This window comes from Runella sp. R0.1_18 (assembly GCF_057652155.1).
The window spans coordinates 1-17,702 of the sequence record NZ_JBYFCK010000005.1 but is presented as its reverse complement, the minus strand read 5'-3'; the positions used below and the strand labels follow the sequence as shown (position 1 = coordinate 17,702).

The following is a 17,702-nucleotide window of genomic DNA, read 5'->3' as shown; positions in this document are numbered from 1 at the left end:
GTTATTCCTTCGTTATAAACTCGTCCATATTCAACATAGTATTGGCCACAAACGCCAGCGCAGCGGTTTCAGCCGTGCTGTTACACATCCAGTCTTCGCGTTTTTTGGGGTCTTTTTGAAAACGCATCAGCGCTTCCTGATAGAGGTTTTCAAATACTTCTTGCTTGGGTTTTGGAAGCGCATGACCCGTCATCCACTCATATCCTTTTTGAAGCTGAGAAGCAACGGTTTTGCCTCCTTCATGTTGCATTCGACGCGCAAAGTGTTGGGCCACATCAACAAAGGCCGAATCGTTGAGTGTGACCAATGCCTGCAAAGGAGTGTTGGTGCGAATCCGTCGGGCCAAACAGACATCGCGCGTGGAGCCATCAAACGTAAGCATACTTGGATACGGACTTGAACGCCGAATGTAGGTATAAATGGCGCGCCGATAGGCATCTTCACCTACGCTTTGGTTCCATTTAGAACCGCTGTAAACGACTTGCCAAACTCCTTGTGGCTGGTAAGGCATGACGGGGCGGCCGTACATTTTTCGACTCAATAAATTGCTGACGACCAAGGCTTGATCACGAACCTGCTCGCCTGTCAATCGAACGCGAGGGCCACGTGCCAAATAGCGATTGGCAGGGTCTTTTTCCAAAAGTTCATCGGTAACGTGAGAATCTTGGCGGTAGGTGGCCGATAAAACAATCTCCTTCAAAAGCGGTTTAATCTGCCATTTCATATCGTCCATAAAACGGTACGAAAGGTAGTCGAGCAAGGACTGATGGGTAGGGGAAAAGCCTTGCGAACCCATGTCTTCGAGGGTTTCGACAAGACCTGTTCCAAATAATTGTTCCCACACCCGATTGACTAGCGTTCGAGCCGTGAGCGGGTTTTCTTTGGCCGTAATCCATTGGGCTAATCCTAGTCTATTTCGTGGGGCATTTTTAGGAAATGGGTGTAATGAATGTGGTACATCGGGCTCGACGGCCGTGGTGGGCGAAAACATACTTCCCCGCTCAAAAATTCGTGTTGTACGTTTCAAATCGGCGGGGTTTTCGAGCATAATAGGGACGTTTTCGGTGCGGGTCAGCAACAGTTCGTTGAAATGTTTGAACTGTGTTTCGTAACCCTCTTTTCCTTTTCCAGGAAAGTCGTCCTCCAAAAACATGACCCAATTGACCAAGCAGACATCCTGACTTTCAGAGGTTAACTTGGGGTTTCGGAAAATAAAATGCAGGTCTTTTCTTGTGCTAAATTTGGGAAGATTCACCCATTTCAGGAGCGTAAGGCCGTTCCAAAAATTACGCCCTTGTGCCGTATCAAGCTTTACTACGGCCAATTTCGGGCCGTTGAGGCTATCGGTTCTAATTTCGATACTTCCACCGACTTGCGCCGTGACGTAAGAAATCAACATCCGACTTTTATTGATGGTTGGGGCGTTTTTTAAGCGGCAGGTTCCCCCATTTTGCATGCCCATGTACGAACTAGGCTCGGAAGTTCCTTTTTGAAAACTATCAAAATTGTGCGCATAAATGCGTGGTTCGACGGTTCGTAAAAAATGGACAATTTCTTTCGACTTTGTTTCAGAAACGGAAGTTTTCACCCATTGAGCGACTTCATCTAGTTTCTTTTGGTCAGTTTCATTGAAAAATCTCAAGTGTGCCGATTCATCCATGACATCCTCGTCGCGCGTGTTGTTGAAGAAGGCCATGTACTTATAAAACTCTTCGTGCTTAAAAGGGTCATACGGATGGCTATGGCATTGGACACACGCAAAGGTCGTACTATTGAAAGCTACCCAATTGGTGCTTACGCGGTCGAGCACGGCAGCCACGCGAAACTCTTCATCGTCGGTTCCTCCTTCGTCGTTATTGGTGGTATTTCGGTGAAAACCAGTTGCAATGAGTTGATTTTCAGTAGGATTCGGAAGCAAATCACCTGCCAATTGTTCGGTGATAAACTGGTCATAAGGCATGTTTTGATTAAATGCCTTAATGACCCAATCGCGGTAACGCCAAGCATTGCGAATATCGTCCTTTTCGTAGCCTTTTGAATCGGCATAGCGTGCCAAATCGAGCCACATAGAAGCCCATTTTTCTCCAAAAGCTGGTGATTTTAACAAAGAATCAACCACAGTTTCGTAGGCATTGGAGGCGGGATTGTTAAGAAAAGCTTTGTACTGTTGTTCGGTGGGCGTAAGCCCTGTCAAATCGAGCGTTACGCGGCGTAAAAGCGTGGCTTTATCGGCTTCTTGGCTGTGCGATAGTTGCTGTTCTTTAAATTTTTCGGCCACAAAGTGGTCAATATCATTATTCGCCCACGAGTTTTGCCAAAACTTCCACCATGAAGTACTTGGAACCGCTGGTTTTTCAACGGCCTGGTAAGCCCAATGTTTTCCCCATTTTGCTCCTTGATCAATCCATTTGGTCAGTATTTCTATTTCTTCTTTGCTGAGAGGCTCGCCCTTTTTTGGCATAAATTTTTCAGGATCAGGGTGCGTCAAGCGAAGGATAAATTCGGAGTGAGCAGCATCTCCTGGAATGATGGCAGGCTTTCCAGATTTGGTTTTTCCGAAAGCTTCTTCTTCAAACAAGAGGCTAAACCCGCCTGCTTTTTTTACTCCACCGTGGCAAGCCATACACTTTTTGTTCAAAATAGGCTTGACTTGCGTATTAAAGTCAATTTCGCTTTCAGACAGGGAATGATAGCCGTATGCTAAAACGCAAACAGCTACTGTACCAACGAGTAGTTTGTTCAGAAAGGTCATGGGAATGGTGGTAAAATAGACCTTCCAAGTTTCCGAAACTTGGAAGGTCTTAGGAAGGACTGTAGGAGAGATTAAACGTTGGTCAAAATACCGAGTTTACGGTCTTCTTTCCAGCGTCCGCGCGTGAAGTCAGGGAATTTAACAGGAGCGTTGCCACCCTGAATCGAAAGTGCAGAAAGCGGAGTTACCGACGACCATGAGGCGGCATCGTACACGTCCATGTCGAGGGCTGTCCCACGGTTGAAGCAGTCAATCAAGCGGTAAATTAAAACAAAGTCCATACCGCCATGCCCGCCATTACGCTCGATTTCTTCCTTCATTTTTGCCCAAATTGGGTGTTTGTATTGTTCGCGCAAGGCTTTGTATTCGTCGTCTTTAATAAAACCGTGTCCTTGTCCTTTTTTGGCAAAACGGCTTGGATAGCCCGTATGAAATGCCTTGGTTCCCGCCAGCATGTTGATACGGCTGTAAGGACGAGCGGTGACGACATCGTGTTGTACCAAAATCGTACGCCCTAAATGCGTCTTAATGAGCGTATTGTTCATGTCGCCGTGTTTAAAACCTTTCCGCCCGTGGAATTCGTTAGAAGGGTCGGTCATCGTACTTGAATCCTCGCTAAGACTAGCTTCCAAACTGCTCATGGACACTAGGTGATTGAAACGGTCGCCACGATCGATGTTCATGTATTGAGACACAGGTCCCAGTCCGTGCATGGGATAAAGGTTTCCGTCACGGGTCAAATTGTGACGAATCCGCCACATGTTATAGTATTCAGTTTTGGAGAAAAGTAACTCCCGTAAATCGTGGATATAACCACATTCAGCGTAAGTAATGGTACCAAAAACACCCTGTTCGGCCATGTTTAACACCCAAAGTTCTTCGTCGCCATAGCAAACGTTTTCAAGCATCATACAGTTGCGTTGCGTTTGCTCGGCGGTATTTACAAGTTTCCAACAATCTTCTATGGTATAAGCCGCAGGCACTTCAGTGGCAGCGTGTTTGCCTTGTTGCATGGCATAGACGCACATGGGCACGTGGTCTTCCCAAGGAGTGGCAATGATAACGAGGTCGATATCATCGCGGCGACACATTTCTTTCCACGCATCTACTTTGGAATGATAGTAGGCAACGTCGTTGACCCCTTTAGATTCAAGCCACTGTTTGGTTCGGTTGGTATAGCGCTCCTGAATGTCGCAAACGGCGACAATTTTGGCTTTTGCTCCGCAGGCATGTACCAGTTTTACGTGTCCCGAACCACGGTTCCCGACCCCAATAAAAGCCACCCGAACCTGCGGAATCGGTGCTGATTTTAGGCCAATGACCGACTTACCAACGGCCTTGGGGATGACGGTAGTTTGAGCAATGGTTTCTTCTATTGAATTTGAGCGAGCATTAGAAGCAAAGGGTAATCCTAAGGCAGAACCAATGGCTGCCGTAGCTTTTAGAAATGAGCGGCGTTCCAAGAAATTTTTCATGGAGTGGGAGGGATTGAAGGTTAGAAATATTGATGAAGCAAATTAATAAATAAATTTAAAAAATAAGCAATGACTACCGAAGTAATCATTGCTTATAAATAGAATTTTATGTCCAAATAGTTGATTTTTAATTAGATGGGTTTTAGTCACACTAAACAAATTGGTTCAAAACTAGAACTCCAATTAACCCTACTACCGAAACGATGGTTTCCATAATCGTCCAAGTTTGTAAGGTTTCTTTGATAGATAGGTTGAAATATTCTTTGAACAACCAAAAGCCACCGTCGTTTAGGTGAGAGCAAATCAAGCTACCTGAACCGATTGCTAAGACCATTAATTCAGGCTTAACTCCTTGACTTTGAACCAAAGGGGCGATAATTCCTACGGCGGTGAGGCCCGCCACTGTAGCCGAACCTACACAAATGCGAATAACGCCTGCAATCGCCCAACCTAATAAAAGAGGCGAAATTTGAACACCTGCTAGTAGTTCACCAATGTACTTACTTACCCCGCCATCGGTAAGTATTTGTTTAAACCCACCCGCTCCTGCTACAATCAAGAGAATGATTGAGACGCTTTTGAAGGCTTCTTCCAGTGATTTCATCACATGTTTGGTACTTCTTCCCCGACGGATTCCCAAGAAATAAATAGCTACAAGTACTGAAATGAGCATTGAAATAGAGGGATCCCCCAAAAATGAAAACGCTGTGTGTAACGCCGAATTTTCCGCAAATTGTCCTTTGAGCCACGGCATCAATGTCAATAAAAGCAAAGGTAAAAGCGCTACTACAAGGCTAATGCTCAGGCTAGGCATTTCGGCTTCGGTAAATTGGCGGGTGTTAAAAAGTGAAGCGTCGGGTTTGGGATTGTATTTTTTTAAGGTTTTTCCAAAAAGTGGGCCTGCAATGATGATGGCAGGAATCGCCACCAAAATCCCGTAAAAGAGTGTTTGTCCCACATCTGCTTTAAATTGGGTAGCAATGGCTGTAGGCGAGGGGTGAGGAGGTAAATAACCGTGCGCTACCGAAAGTGCTGATAACATCGGAATAGCGACATACAACATGGGAAGTCGAGTAGAGGCAGTAATGGTAAAAATGAGGGGGATGACAATCACAAAACCCGCATTATAAAACAAAGGTAAACCGATAATAAAACCAGCCAATGCAAGCCCCCAAGGTAGGTATTTGAGACCAAAAATATTCATGAGGGTGGTAGTAATCCGTTGGGCTGCCCCACTATCCGCCACGAGTTTGCCAAGCATTGAACCAAAACCAATGATAATTACCAATGACCCGAGCGTTCCGCCGATGCCTTTTTCGAGCGACTGACTGATTTGACTTACGCTCATTCCACAGGCTAATCCTAGGCCAATACTGACAATGACGAAGGAAATGAACGTATCAAGATGGAAATAGGCAACTAACAAAACAAGGGCTACAATCCCCAACAGGACATACAAAAGCAGCATAGTAAGGAGGGTTTTAGGTATAAAATCGTATGAAACTAAGTACAATGTTAAAAATTTGCAAAGATAGTTTTGTACAAAATCAGGAAATGAAGAATTTTGACAAACTATCTCTCAATTCGTTGAAATAAGCAACGGATTTTAATAACCTACTCCCGTACCAACTGAACAATTCACCATCAACCAACATAATGTGGGCTGATGGACAAATTTCTTGAAATTCTTGTAAGTGTTTTTCTCGAAATGAATAAGGCTCTGAAGAAAGAAAGATAAGCTCAGGAGCAGTTTGTTTTAAGTCAGCTTCTGAGATTTCGGGATAACGTGTCAGGCCTTCAAATACGTTTAGAAAACCAGCTTTCCCCAGCATCTCGTGGATAAATGTGCCGTTTGCGGCAACCATGTAGGGCTTTTTCCAAATAAAATACGCTACGCGTGGGCGACGTGATGGCGATTGGAGTGAGTCAAATTGGATGGATAATTGTTGACAAATTTTGAAAGCCTCAGGCTCTTTGTGGGTAAGCTGTCCGACCTCCCGAATCATTTCAAGCGAGTCTTCCAACGTGACGATGTCAGAAATCCAAACGGGAAAGTCTCGTTGCAAAGTTTCAATGCCTTCTTGATAATTTTCCTCTTTATTGCCAATAATCAAATCGGGTTTCAGCGCCTTGATTTTTTCAAAGTCAAAGTTTTTGGTTCCGCCGATTTTTGAGATGCTTTTTACTTGATTGGCGGGGTGGCAACAAAATTTTGTAATACCTACTACTTTATCTTCCAAACCAAGGTCAAAAAGGAGCTCAGTTTGTGACGGAACAAGTGACACTATTCGCTGCGGAGCTATCGGTGAAGAACGCATACAAGATGAAGTGTCCTAGTTGGATGTACGAAATTTGCCTGTACCAAAGGTTTGCCTAAAACCTATTTTAAAACCTGTATTTTTGGTATAAAGGTCACCACGGTCAATGGCCGCAGAAGCAACCCATTCTAAGCCCGACAATGCAGCAATTTGACCTTTGAGTTGTAACAAAGCCGATAGTTGTTTGGGAACGGTAGGGTAGGGGTAGATGTAAGTACCGTAATTGGCACTGTAAGAAATTTTGGATAAAAACTGAATGGAGGGGCCGATATTGCCTTCAAAACCAAGATGATATACTAAAACACGGTTATTATTAGCCATGTCATTGGTATTTTGTTCTTCAGGGCGGTTGGTGTCTTCCTGATTCGTAATGAACGGTGTCCCGATAATTCGTCGTCGATACGACCACCCATCGTAGTACTGTTGATGGTTGAAGTACTCGTCTTTGCCACGCTTTTTACCATTCGTCATCACAAACGTATCACCACCCTGACTACGGGTATTTAAGAACTCAAATACCACCTTTTTAAAGGAAATTCTACCTTTTTCTTGGCTAGGGTAAAGATTGGTGAGTACAATCCCATTCAGGCCGTCGGCGATGCTTGTAAGGTAGAATAAAGACCCATCTTCGTAGATATTTTGGCGATACACCAAAATATTTACTTTTTTCAAATCAAGTTCAAAGCCAACATCAACTGTACCTAAATGGTTACCTACGCGGTTTGTAGAGTCGAAGGCATTGCCTTTTCGAACCCCAATATTGGGGCCAATGGCGATTACTGCTAATAAATAGTCTGCAAAACTGCTGGGTAGCGTCTTATTTGTAACCGTTGCGATATCGTCAAACGTCTTTCCTCCCCATTGTACTTGGTGGTTAAAGCCTCCATATAGTTTGACGGAAGAGCTTTGCCTACCGATACGAACATAAACGGACTTTTGGTGCAAATAATAACCGTAGGCAAACTTGTTCGTCCCAAACCAGCTATGAGCATAATTTCCCTTAAAAGCTAACCAAGGGTTGTTTTTTCCTAATGGTTGATAATCTGGTATTTCAATTTGGAGTTTGGGCATCGGAAAGGCATTGCCCGACCATATATAAGAACCTGTGCCAAGTGTACTGTCAGCTAAACCAAACAATTCTTTTTTGCGACCAGCATAAAAAAGTAAATTTTTATATTTAACGCCTGCATACAACTGGGGTAAAAATAGAGTGGTACTTCTACTATCGAGCAGATTTCCTACCACTTGAGTACCGCCTATGAGTTTCCAATTATTATTTTTTGCAGATAAGTTACTTTCAAAGTCGATTGTCCCACTTAGTGCAACAGCTGTTTTTTCTGGCACGACATCGTACTGATTCGCTCGTAACCAAAAGGGCATTTGGGTGGCCGTATTGTAATAAAAAGCACTGAAATCAGTCCTAAAAGAATGTTTTGCAGTACTATCTTGTGCGGCAGCCAAACCTGTACAACCCAAAATTAAAAAGCAACAAGACAGTAATACGAAAAGCTTTTTCAAGGGAAATGAAGTAATTTCTGGACGAATAGAATACTTGTGGGAACAATGTAAAAAACAAAGTTATCAAAAAAATCCTCTTTTACGAAGTCCTAATTGGATTCCTAAGGAAGGTTCGTAAAGTAAACCTGAATCAAAAGCAATGGAAGTAGTCCAATCAATTCCCTGTAACAATGGAAGTTCTTTTTGAATTTGCAACAGACCAGAGAATTGTTTAAGAGGAGTTGGGAATGGATAATCGTAGGTACCTAAATTACTACTGAAAGAGGCTTTTATAAGCCATTTCCATTCATCAATCCAGCCACTTGCACCGAGATGTACTACTTGTACCCGATTGTTAATTGTCATCAAATTCTTGACAGTAGGTAGAGGATTGAGTATATCGCTTTGCTTTGGTATGAAAGGGGTTCCAATCATTTCATTTTTGTAAGACCAGCCTTGCGGATACACGTAATGATTAAAATAATTATCTCTCCCAAAAATTTGTTGTTGAAAATCAAATACATCACCACCTTGGCTTGTGGTATTCAGCCACTCCAAGTTTATTTTTTCGAGTGTAAATGTTCGTGTATAGTTGGGGGTGGAGCGATTTCGGAAGGTGACTCCTTGAAGACCGTCTTTGATATTTAAAAAGTTGTAAAGCGAGCCATCGTCAAAAATATTTTGCCGAAAGAAGGTCAAAGACTTATCATCTGATAATTTCCAGATCATCCCTAAATCAAGCGTCCCAAGGTGGTTTCCCACACGGCTACCTTGCCAAGGCTTCCCAATAACTACTGCCCACCAAGCTTCTTTTGGAGGAAGCCCGTCGGGCCAAATTTGATTTTCTCCCCCCCATTGGGCTTGGTGATTAAATCCTCCGTATAGATTCACTCTCCAGCTTGGCCGTCCTATTTTTATGTATAGCGTTTTTTGATGTAAATAACCTTTGACAGTATTGACACGGGCTCCATAATCTACTGCAAGAGTATCTAACCATCCGTGAGCGAAAGTTGCATGAATTTGAAGTAAGGAATTAGTAAATGGTACATCTATAAAACCCAACGTATTTATTTGTATTTTGGGAATTGGAAAAGCATTAGACGACCAACTGAATGAGCCTGATGTTAAAGTAGTATCTCCAACAAAACCATAGATTTCTCGTCGCCTTCCTCCCCAAAATTCCAGAGAACCTAGTCTCAATTTTAAAAAAAAGTCAGGAAAAACTATTTTCAATTTATTGGAAAGACTTTTTTGGACTATGCCGTTAACTTCGCTTCCCCATCCTAATAAATGAGTGTGTTTTTTGAGGCTATCTTTTTGATAATCAATATTTAAGTATATTTGTGTGATAGAAGTGAAATGTTGCTGTTTTGGAGTTAAGTTGTATTGATTCGCATAATGCCAAAAAGGAAGAGATGATGTAGATAAAAAAAAATCACTTTTCAGTGTATATTGGATGGGCTTTTGTATATTCGTGCCTTGGGAGAAGGAACAAAAAGTGAAAAGTATCCAAGTTCCTACCAGCACTAAAGCTAAACAAATTTGTTTCATTTTACTTTATTTGAAGCAAAGTCATACTAAAGTAAGACTATGTAATATATGAGATTCACTAATATCCATCGTACAATTCCTCATATTTCAATTCATACGCTGAAATCCAAAAAAACATCCTCTAGTAAAACGCTAGTTATAACTGGGTATGATTATTTTCTACAAAAGAGGGATTTGAAGTTTTTGCTTGCAAAATATGCAAAAATTATTTTAGTTCCAAAACGATTGATTGATACAGAAAGCTTAGTAGAGGTGCTTCTAACTGTATTTGCGCAAAATCACCAAATCCATTTAGTAACAAATCCAGCTTATGATAGACAATATGAGATTATTTATCAATTATCAATTAAAGATAGTAAGATAATAGAGATTAGCACTGTGCATGATTTTTGTGAGAAGTGCTTAAAAAAAACATATGTACCAGAAACAATTGAAGAATCCGTTTTTGGCCTTCAAAAAGCCCAACCTTTCAACTGGAAAATTCTTCTATCCAAAAAAATAATGGATATTTTGGCATGTTGTATTTTATTACCACTGACTTTACCAGTATGGTTTCTTGTTTTTCTTGTTGTTAAGTTTCAATCGCCAGGGCATGTCTTCTACAAACAAAAGCGATTGGGGCACAACAATATCGAATTTGAATGTATCAAGTTCCGTTCAATGCGTTTAGATGCAGAGGCTAATGGGGCTAAATTTGCTTCCCGTAATGATGATAGGGTCTTCCCTTTTGGGCGTCTAATGAGAATTACTCGAACAGATGAGTTGCCACAGCTTTTAAATTTATTAAGAGGCGAAATATCACTTATTGGTCCTCGGCCAGAAAGAAAAGTGTTTGTTGAAACTTTTGTTGAAGAAATTCCTTATTATAACCAACGTTCTGTTGTTAAACCTGGAATATCAGGTTATGCACAAGTAATGTATACATATGGGACTGGAGTAAAAGATGCTCGGCATAAGTTGATGTATGATTTGTACTACATTACAAATTGGTCATTAACTTTGGAGTTGACGATTGTTTGGAGAACGTTGGTGACAGTTTTATTAAGTAGAGGAATATGACGTTAGGGCTCATAGGGTGTGGTATTTGGGGGAAACTTATTTTAAATGAATTGCTTCAACTAGAAGTATTTATTAAAGTCTACGACTTAAATTCAAAGGTACGTGAGCAAATCGCAAATAGATATCCTGTTGAAGTTCATCAAGGTTTAAACTCTTTAAAAGGCGTAGATGGGGTTATCATTGCCTCAGACTCTTCAACTCATTACCAATTATTAGTTGAATTGTCGAACTGGGATGTTCCTATTTTTGTTGAGAAACCACTGACTACATCTTATGAAGATGCGCTAAAATTAGTCTCTAAAGTCAATCATAAAAAAATTTTCATGATGCATATTTGGAGATACCATTCTGGAATTCAGATGTTAAGCGAGTTGGTGCGGCAAAAAAAAGTTGGGGAGGTAAAATCACTTCATACTTACCGGTGTAATTGGACAAGTCCTAGATTTGATACAGATACCCTTTGGAATCTTATCCCTCATGATTTAACAATTGCTCTGCAAATACTCGGGTATATACCAGAACCAAAGTATGCAGTAGCTGAATTTCATTTTACTAAAATAAGAAATATGGTTGCTATTTTGGGAAATAGCCCGTTTGTTAAAATAGAGATTTCTAATCGCTCTCCAAATAAAATACGAGAAGTTCGTCTTCAAGGAACTGAAGCAGTTGCGATTTTAAAAGATGAAAATATAAATTATGTGGAAGTTTATTATGGAAACAGTGAAACTTATCCAGGGCCTTCTAAATGTGAACGATTTTATTTAAAAGAAGAATCGGCACTACAAAAGGAACTAAAAGCCTTTATTGCCTTTTTAAAGGGTGGGGCTCCTCCTATTTCTACTTTTTATGAAGGAATTGAAACAATCCGTTTAGTTTCACAATTAAATCAAATGGCCAACAAAAATGCCAATATTTAGTATAATTCTTCCTACAACATCTGATCGAGGCTATTTACTTCCCTTTTCTGTACAAAGTGTATTAAATCAATCTGTTTCAAGTTTTGAATTATTAATTATAGGGGATGGAGTTAATCAATATACGAGAAATGTAATCAAATTATTACAAGACAAAGATGCTCGTATCAAATTTTTTGATTTTCCTAAACATATAAGAAGAGGAGAACCATATCGACATCAAGTATTAACTCGTTATGCAGAAGGGACTTATATTGCTTATTTACTTGATCGGGATCTTTGGTTACCTAATCACTTAGAAACACTATTGTTACTATTCCAAAAAAATGGAAATTTTGTAGCATCAAACGTATTTAAAATATTACAAGATAAAAATATTGATTTTGATTTATCTCATACAGTTAGGACATTTTTGTTTTCAACGGTTGGGCATACATTAGAACTTTATAAAAATTTACCTCACGGATGGAGACTTACTCCTGCTCATTTATTTACAGATACATATATGTGGGAACAGTTTCAAGAGAATTCTAATTTTCGTGTTTCTGTTTGTTATACTCCTTCTGTTCTTTATTTTAAACGAGGAGCAACATATCCAGGAATACCAACTGAAAAACGTGTAGATGAGCTTAAAAACTGGTGTGATAAGCTTTTGGAGCCAACACTGCATTCATATTTGATAGAAGAAGCATTGAAGTATTCATTAAATGAACGAAAAAAAGAGTACCTTAAAGGTCTCCAAATTTTAATTAAGGGACGCTCTATAAGTGATTTTTTGGTAATTATACAAACTCAATTTAAATATAAGCTAGCTTCTTTAAAGAGGAAAGTAAATTACTTAATGAAGGGGCATTAGAAGCCAAGTCAGTTAAAATAGGTGTATTTTTTATGCCCCAAGGTAATTCAAGCTCAGGATCATCCCAACGACAACGCCAATTGTCATCAGGACCATAATCTTCATATGCCTCGGACACAGACTGGATGTGAAGCGAAGTAGTATGAAAATACCAGCCATGTAGTAGCCCTTTCGGAAATATCAGCGCAGAGGGGTTATTGCCATGTAATTCAAAAAGAGCCGATTGATGTTGTGTCGGTGAATTTGGTCGCAAATCTCTAAGACCCACTAGGCAGTGACCTTCAATTAAACAAAAATATTCGTCATGACGTTGGTGGTAATGCATTCCCCTAAATACATTTGCTTCTGACTTTATAACGCTCCATTGAACAGGTTTTAATACACTGCCCCAATTTTCCTGGAAAATCTCAGTAAACGAACCCCGTAAATCTTTATGTTCGGTCAATGATATTAAGCGAACTTGATGGAGGTCTGTACCCGCAATTTGGGATGACTTTAAAACCGCAACACTACTCATTAGGATACATTCTTTTTGACAAAGGTAGTGCGAAGAGCGCATTTAACCAATTATCAAACGGCTTTTTTTCGTTGGTTAAGATTAAATCTGTGCTATTTGACGTTTAGAATCTAGCCCGCTAAAAAGTTGGATACAAATTAGGGTATAACTTTTAAAGTTGTGGTTCAATGGGAAAACATCAAAAATCATGGAGTCAGGAGGAAAAACTGATTATAGTAAAGTAACGTGAACTTTTCAATATCTATGCAGCCATTGGGGGGCAATACAGCCTCAATTCCAATGGTGCTGTAATACTAACTTTGGGTTTTCGTTGGTAAAAAGAATATGTACATATTGCAGCTAAAGAATGTGTAAAAGCATTAGTCGTTTTTCTGTGCCTTGTGTGTTCAAGAACCATTACATTTTTTTGAATACCGATCACGGTTTCAATAATGGGTCTTTTTTTAGCCATCTTTTTGGCTTCAAGAGGGATTTCTTTTGCTGACTTTTTCTTTGCGTTATTGCGTGGTTTGAGGTGTGCTGATTTAGCTGTCCTGCTCCCGAGAGGCGTAACCATTTAAAATTGGAGGGAATTTCTTAATTTTCACAATCACAATGGTAAAACAATGAAACAAAGCAAATTTAGCGAATCGCTGGTACTGTCTTAAAATGCAAGTTTTGAATTAGGATTTTTTTGATAATTTTGGGATTGAATCGGAATAGCTGCTTCAAGCGGCTATATCCTGCGTAGTCCCGCTTGTCGGGACTATTTTTTTGTCCATATTTTCTTGTTCTTTGACATTGTTGGAATAATTTGGGTTGTAATCTGTATTGTTTTTCCAAATAGCATAACAAAGGGTTAGTAACTTTTTTTGGACGGCTACATAGCCTTTCATTTTAATTTTAGTACGCTCAAAAACTCGCTCAAACAATGCTTGACAAGTTGGTTCGCCAAAGCGAACAGAGTTGAATGCAGGTAGGTGTAAAATACGCCTAATTCTGCTATTTCCTTTTTTAGAGATTCTTGTTTTTCCGACGCGATTTCCAGATTGGTTTTCGACTACGTCGTAACCTGCAAAACTGACCAGCTGACGAATATTCTCAAAACCAGTAAAACCGTTAGTTTCAGCCACGATGGTCGAGACAGAGAGTAATCCTAAGCCTTTTATTTTGCACAATTGCTCAATTCTGGGCTTCAAAATCGGGTCTTTATCAATCAACTTAGTGATTTCTTCTTTGGTCTCATCAATCTGCTTGTCATATAGTTTTATCAGTTTTTCTAAGTGTTTAAGCGTAAACTTATCAATTATCCGACTGTGTAAAACAGCATGTTTTTGGTTCTCAGATTGATTTTTCAATTCTTGAAGTGTTTGATAATGACGAGTTAACATTCTCAATTGGTAAATATTTTTCGATAGCGGCTCCCATAGTTTTAAGTTTTGTTCCAGCCCCATCTGAGCCAAACCTCTTGCATCAATTGAGTCATTTTTTGATTTATTCCCGATACTTTTTAAATAATGTTGGGCCTTGTTTGGTAAGACCACACTAACTGCCAAATCATTTTGAAAAAGATACCACGCTAACTGTTCGTGATAGACACCTGTAGACTCCATCACGTAGCGAATCGGTAGAGACTTATCTTTGCAATGTTTATCCACCCATGTTAAAAAACTTTCAAATGCCGTAGTTTTGTTTACTACTTTTCCACTTCCTTTGATTGTGATTTTGCCATTGGTATCAATGACTGAAACACATACTTGGAGAGTGTCTTTACTTACATCGATGCCCACACAATAGCGCAATAAAGTGGTCGAATTTTGAGTTTGTTTATTCATCGACAGGAGTGTTTTAAGTGTATTTTTTGCCTGACGGTTTTTCTCGAATTTTGCACATAAATGCAGGATTGTGGCACTCAGCTACATCCAATAGGTACTGTTCAAGTTATAGAGAAAAACAGGGTGAACAGATAGACCAGCGGTACAATATCACCTACTCAGAGGCGTATTAGCGGCGAGACTCGGACTGCTGTTCTCCCCTGCCAAACAACTACTCCAAAATTGCACTTTTTCCAACAATTTCAATGAACTTCAAAGATATGAGCGGCGAACCGCCTCAAATCGTAGCGATATTGGGTAGCGTAGGCAAAGACAAGAACATAGAAAATGTATGCCGCGAACATGGTATCTCACCAGCAACCTTCTATAATTGGAAAAGCAAGTATGGTGGCATGGGTACTGAGGAACTCAAGCGAATGCGGTCCGCCGCCCATATCTTTGAAGTTCATTGAAATTGTTGGAAAAACGGGGCGGCCCGAGCCGTACAATTTTGAGGTAGTTGTTTGACAAGGGAGGACAGCAGTCCGAGTCTCGCCGCTAACACGTCTCAAAGAAGTCGATGTTGTACCGCTGGTCTATCTGTTCGCCCTGTTTTTCTCATCAACTTGAACAGTACCTATGGATGTAATTTTTATATTACAATCCTGCATATATGTTCGGAGCGCCGATGCGACAAAATTCGAGGAAAACCGTCAGGCAAAAAATACACTTTAAACATCCCCTGACGATGAACAAACAGACTCAAAATTCAGCCACTTTATTACGCTATTGCGTGGGTATTGACGTGAGTAAGGACACCTTACAAGTATGCGTTTCAGTGATTGATACTAATGGTAAAATTACCATCAAAGGAAGCGGAAAAATCAGTAATAGAACGACCGCATTTGATAGTTTTTTAACCTGGGTAAGCAAGCATTGCAAGGATAAAAATTTGCCCGTTCGCTATGTAATGGAGTCCACTGGAGTCTATCACGAGCAGTTGGCTTGGTATCTTTTTCAAAATGATTTGGCAGTTAGTGTGGTCTTACCAAACAAGGCCAAACATTACTTGAAAAGTATCGGTAACAAATCTAAGAACGATACAATTGATGCACGTGGATTAGCTCAAATGGGATTAGAGCAGAGTCTAAAACTATGGGAGCCATTATCGAAAAATATTTACCAATTGAGGATGCTAACCCTTCATTATCAGACACTTCAAGAGCTTAAAAGTCAATCAGAAAATCAAAGACATGCTATTTTACACAGCCGAGTGATTGATAAATTTACGCTTAAGCACTTGGAGAAACTGATAAAATTGTACGACAAACAGATTGATGAAACTAAACAGGAAATCACTAAATTGATTGACAAAGACCCTATTTTAAAACCCAGAATTGTGCAATTGTGCAAAATAAAAGGCTTAGGTTTACTCTCCGTCGCTACCATCGTAGCTGAAACAAATGGTTTTACTGGCTTTGATCGCACCGGCGACCCGGAATATTCGCCAGATAGTCAGTTTTGCAGGTTACGATGTCGTTGAGAATCAATCTGGAAATCGCGTAGGAAAAACAAGAATCTCTAAGAAAGGGAACAGTAGAATCAGACGAATTTTACACTTGCCAGCTTTTAATGCGGTACGTTTCGGAGAACCTACTTATCAAGCCTTATTCGAACGGGTTTTTGAGCGTACTAAAGTCAAAATGAAGGGGTATGTAGCCGTCCAAAAAAAGCTGCTAACTCTTTGTTATGCCATCTGGAAAAACAACACAGAATACAAACCAAATTACAATTCCAACAATGTCAAAGAGCTCGAAAATATGGACAAAAAAATAGTCCCAAAATTATAAAAAAATCTTAATTCAAAACTTGTATTTTAAGACAGTACCAGCGGTGGGCAATGCAATTGTTTTGTGGAACATTGTTGGATGATAATGAAATGATTAGAGACAATTCTTTTGTGTCAAAAGCCCGTTCTTACCTAGGTAAACATGTGAATTTTGAAGAGTTTCAGCGGAAAATTATTGAGAATTGGCGTGACGAAATTCCAGATAAAACTATCTTATTACAAGATGCGACCTGTTATGAAGTTTACATCAGATTTCTCACCGACCCGGGCCGCCGATGCGGTTAAACTTTTATGGGAATCATGCCAATGGATTTGGGAGAAAATGATTCCAGAAATTTACCAGAGGAATAAACTTAAAGTACCTAGGAGTAAGTTTAAAGAACAACATAAAAAACACCTTATTTATAGTAAATTACGTAAAAAATCTTATCAAAAAACGAGATCTAGAAAGCGGGTGAGTTTATATCTTTTATCAAAAGGAATAATTGAATTACAAAGAATTCTAAATGAAACTAAGGCATTAAAATGGAGTACAAAAGAATCTAAAATTTTCAAAACTATTAGGCAAATATATCAACAACAAAAACATCACTATGATAATCCAAAAGTTAAAATTAGGGATAGAATTGTTAGTATTTACAAACCATATATTAGACCCATAGTGAGAGGCAAAGAAAATAAGCCAGTTGAGTTTGGTATAAAAGTTCATAAAGTCCAAGTCGGAGGTATTAAGTAACTGTTTAGGTACGCTATTTGCATAGATGAGATTATGGAAGAGTTGATCAAAGAAATATCAGACTTGAAGGCGTTAGTCAACCGCTTACTACTTCGTATCGAAGAGTTAGAAGCGGAAAATGCTGATTTGCGTCGTCAACTTAGCCAAAACTCCTCAAACTCACACAAGCCACCTTCAAGCGAAGGGTATGCAAAGAAGCCTCTTATTAAAGCAGCGCTTCCAAAATCGTCAGGTAAAAAGCCAGGAGGTCAGCATGGTCATACAGGCAAAACGCTTCAATTCGTAGCGAATCCTGACCACATTCATACGGCTTTGTTGCATGGCTCACTTAGTTCACAAAAAAGCACTGGATTAGGTAACTTTGAGATCGCCAAACCTCCAAAGT

Annotated in this window: 17 protein-coding genes; 8 read left to right on the top strand and 9 right to left on the bottom strand. The window is 39.9% G+C overall.

Going from position 1 to position 17,702, the window contains the following annotated elements; all coding sequences use genetic code 11:
• Position 1 precedes the first annotated feature (1 nt).
• From AC23P2_RS10520 to AC23P2_RS10495, 6 genes are all read right to left on the bottom strand, one after another.
• On the bottom strand, positions 2–2,752 hold the full coding sequence (locus tag AC23P2_RS10520) for a DUF1553 domain-containing protein (protein ID WP_487773150.1): 2,751 nt from the start codon (positions 2,750–2,752) through the stop codon (positions 2–4).
• A gap of 71 nt (positions 2,753–2,823) precedes the next feature.
• Positions 2,824–4,227 (bottom strand): Gfo/Idh/MocA family protein, encoded by a 1,404-nt coding sequence (locus AC23P2_RS10515; protein WP_487773149.1) that lies wholly within the window; start codon positions 4,225–4,227, stop codon positions 2,824–2,826.
• A 151-nt stretch (positions 4,228–4,378) separates the two neighbouring features.
• Positions 4,379–5,695 (bottom strand): gluconate:H+ symporter, encoded by a 1,317-nt coding sequence (locus AC23P2_RS10510; RefSeq protein WP_487773148.1) that lies wholly within the window; start codon positions 5,693–5,695, stop codon positions 4,379–4,381.
• A 79-nt stretch (positions 5,696–5,774) separates the two neighbouring features.
• Positions 5,775–6,545 (bottom strand): ABC transporter substrate-binding protein, encoded by a 771-nt coding sequence (locus AC23P2_RS10505; RefSeq protein ID WP_487773147.1) that lies wholly within the window; start codon positions 6,543–6,545, stop codon positions 5,775–5,777.
• A 15-nt stretch (positions 6,546–6,560) separates the two neighbouring features.
• The gene (locus AC23P2_RS10500; RefSeq protein WP_487773146.1) at positions 6,561–8,063 is read right to left on the bottom strand and encodes a capsule assembly Wzi family protein; all 1,503 of its coding nucleotides are present in this window, start codon (positions 8,061–8,063) and stop codon (positions 6,561–6,563) included.
• A gap of 63 nt (positions 8,064–8,126) precedes the next feature.
• The gene (locus AC23P2_RS10495) at positions 8,127–9,593 is read right to left on the bottom strand and encodes a capsule assembly Wzi family protein (protein ID WP_487773145.1); all 1,467 of its coding nucleotides are present in this window, start codon (positions 9,591–9,593) and stop codon (positions 8,127–8,129) included.
• A gap of 48 nt (positions 9,594–9,641) precedes the next feature.
• On the opposite strand from AC23P2_RS10495, the gene AC23P2_RS10490 reads away from it, so the two are divergent.
• Genes AC23P2_RS10490 through AC23P2_RS10480 form a run of 3 tightly spaced genes read left to right on the top strand, consistent with a single transcriptional unit; the run spans position 9,642 to position 12,422 of the window.
• Positions 9,642–10,652 (top strand): sugar transferase, encoded by a 1,011-nt coding sequence (locus tag AC23P2_RS10490; RefSeq protein ID WP_487773144.1) that lies wholly within the window; start codon positions 9,642–9,644, stop codon positions 10,650–10,652.
• Positions 10,649–11,569, top strand: a complete 921-nt coding sequence (locus AC23P2_RS10485) for a Gfo/Idh/MocA family protein (protein ID WP_487773143.1) — start codon at positions 10,649–10,651, stop codon at positions 11,567–11,569. The genes AC23P2_RS10490 and AC23P2_RS10485 overlap by 4 nt, the downstream gene beginning before the upstream one ends.
• Entirely contained in the window at positions 11,556–12,422 is an 867-nt protein-coding gene (locus AC23P2_RS10480) for a glycosyltransferase family 2 protein (RefSeq protein ID WP_487773142.1), read from the top strand. The genes AC23P2_RS10485 and AC23P2_RS10480 overlap by 14 nt, the downstream gene beginning before the upstream one ends.
• Here AC23P2_RS10480 and AC23P2_RS10475 read toward each other — a convergent pair.
• The 3 genes from AC23P2_RS10475 to AC23P2_RS10465 all read right to left on the bottom strand — a co-directional run bounded on the left by AC23P2_RS10475 (position 12,364) and on the right by AC23P2_RS10465 (position 14,753).
• Positions 12,364–12,939 (bottom strand): dTDP-4-dehydrorhamnose 3,5-epimerase family protein, encoded by a 576-nt coding sequence (locus AC23P2_RS10475; RefSeq protein WP_487773141.1) that lies wholly within the window; start codon positions 12,937–12,939, stop codon positions 12,364–12,366. The genes AC23P2_RS10480 and AC23P2_RS10475 overlap by 59 nt on opposite strands.
• A 241-nt stretch (positions 12,940–13,180) precedes the next feature.
• A complete protein-coding gene (locus tag AC23P2_RS10470) occupies positions 13,181–13,495 on the bottom strand; it encodes a transposase (RefSeq protein ID WP_487773140.1) in 315 nt (104 codons plus the stop codon).
• Positions 13,496–13,646: 151 nt separating this feature from the next.
• Positions 13,647–14,753 (bottom strand): IS110 family RNA-guided transposase, encoded by a 1,107-nt coding sequence (locus tag AC23P2_RS10465; protein WP_487773139.1) that lies wholly within the window; start codon positions 14,751–14,753, stop codon positions 13,647–13,649.
• A gap of 245 nt (positions 14,754–14,998) precedes the next feature.
• Here AC23P2_RS10465 and AC23P2_RS10460 point away from each other — a divergent pair, with 245 nt between their 5' ends.
• The 5 genes from AC23P2_RS10460 to AC23P2_RS10440 form a co-directional block, all read left to right on the top strand.
• On the top strand, positions 14,999–15,205 hold the full coding sequence (locus AC23P2_RS10460) for a transposase (protein ID WP_487773138.1): 207 nt from the start codon (positions 14,999–15,001) through the stop codon (positions 15,203–15,205).
• A 275-nt stretch (positions 15,206–15,480) separates the two neighbouring features.
• Complete coding sequence (locus AC23P2_RS10455; protein WP_487773137.1) at positions 15,481–16,275, top strand: IS110 family transposase; 795 nt, start codon at positions 15,481–15,483, stop codon at positions 16,273–16,275.
• Positions 16,196–16,582, top strand: coding sequence for a transposase (locus tag AC23P2_RS10450; protein ID WP_487773136.1), 387 nt, complete (start codon positions 16,196–16,198; stop codon positions 16,580–16,582). The genes AC23P2_RS10455 and AC23P2_RS10450 overlap by 80 nt, the downstream gene beginning before the upstream one ends.
• Before the next feature lie 234 nt (positions 16,583–16,816).
• Entirely contained in the window at positions 16,817–17,317 is a 501-nt protein-coding gene (locus AC23P2_RS10445) for a hypothetical protein (RefSeq protein ID WP_487773135.1), read from the top strand.
• Between the two features lie 33 nt (positions 17,318–17,350).
• Positions 17,351–17,702 (top strand): DUF6444 domain-containing protein (locus AC23P2_RS10440; RefSeq protein WP_487773134.1); only part of this gene is annotated, 352 nt, incomplete at its 3' end.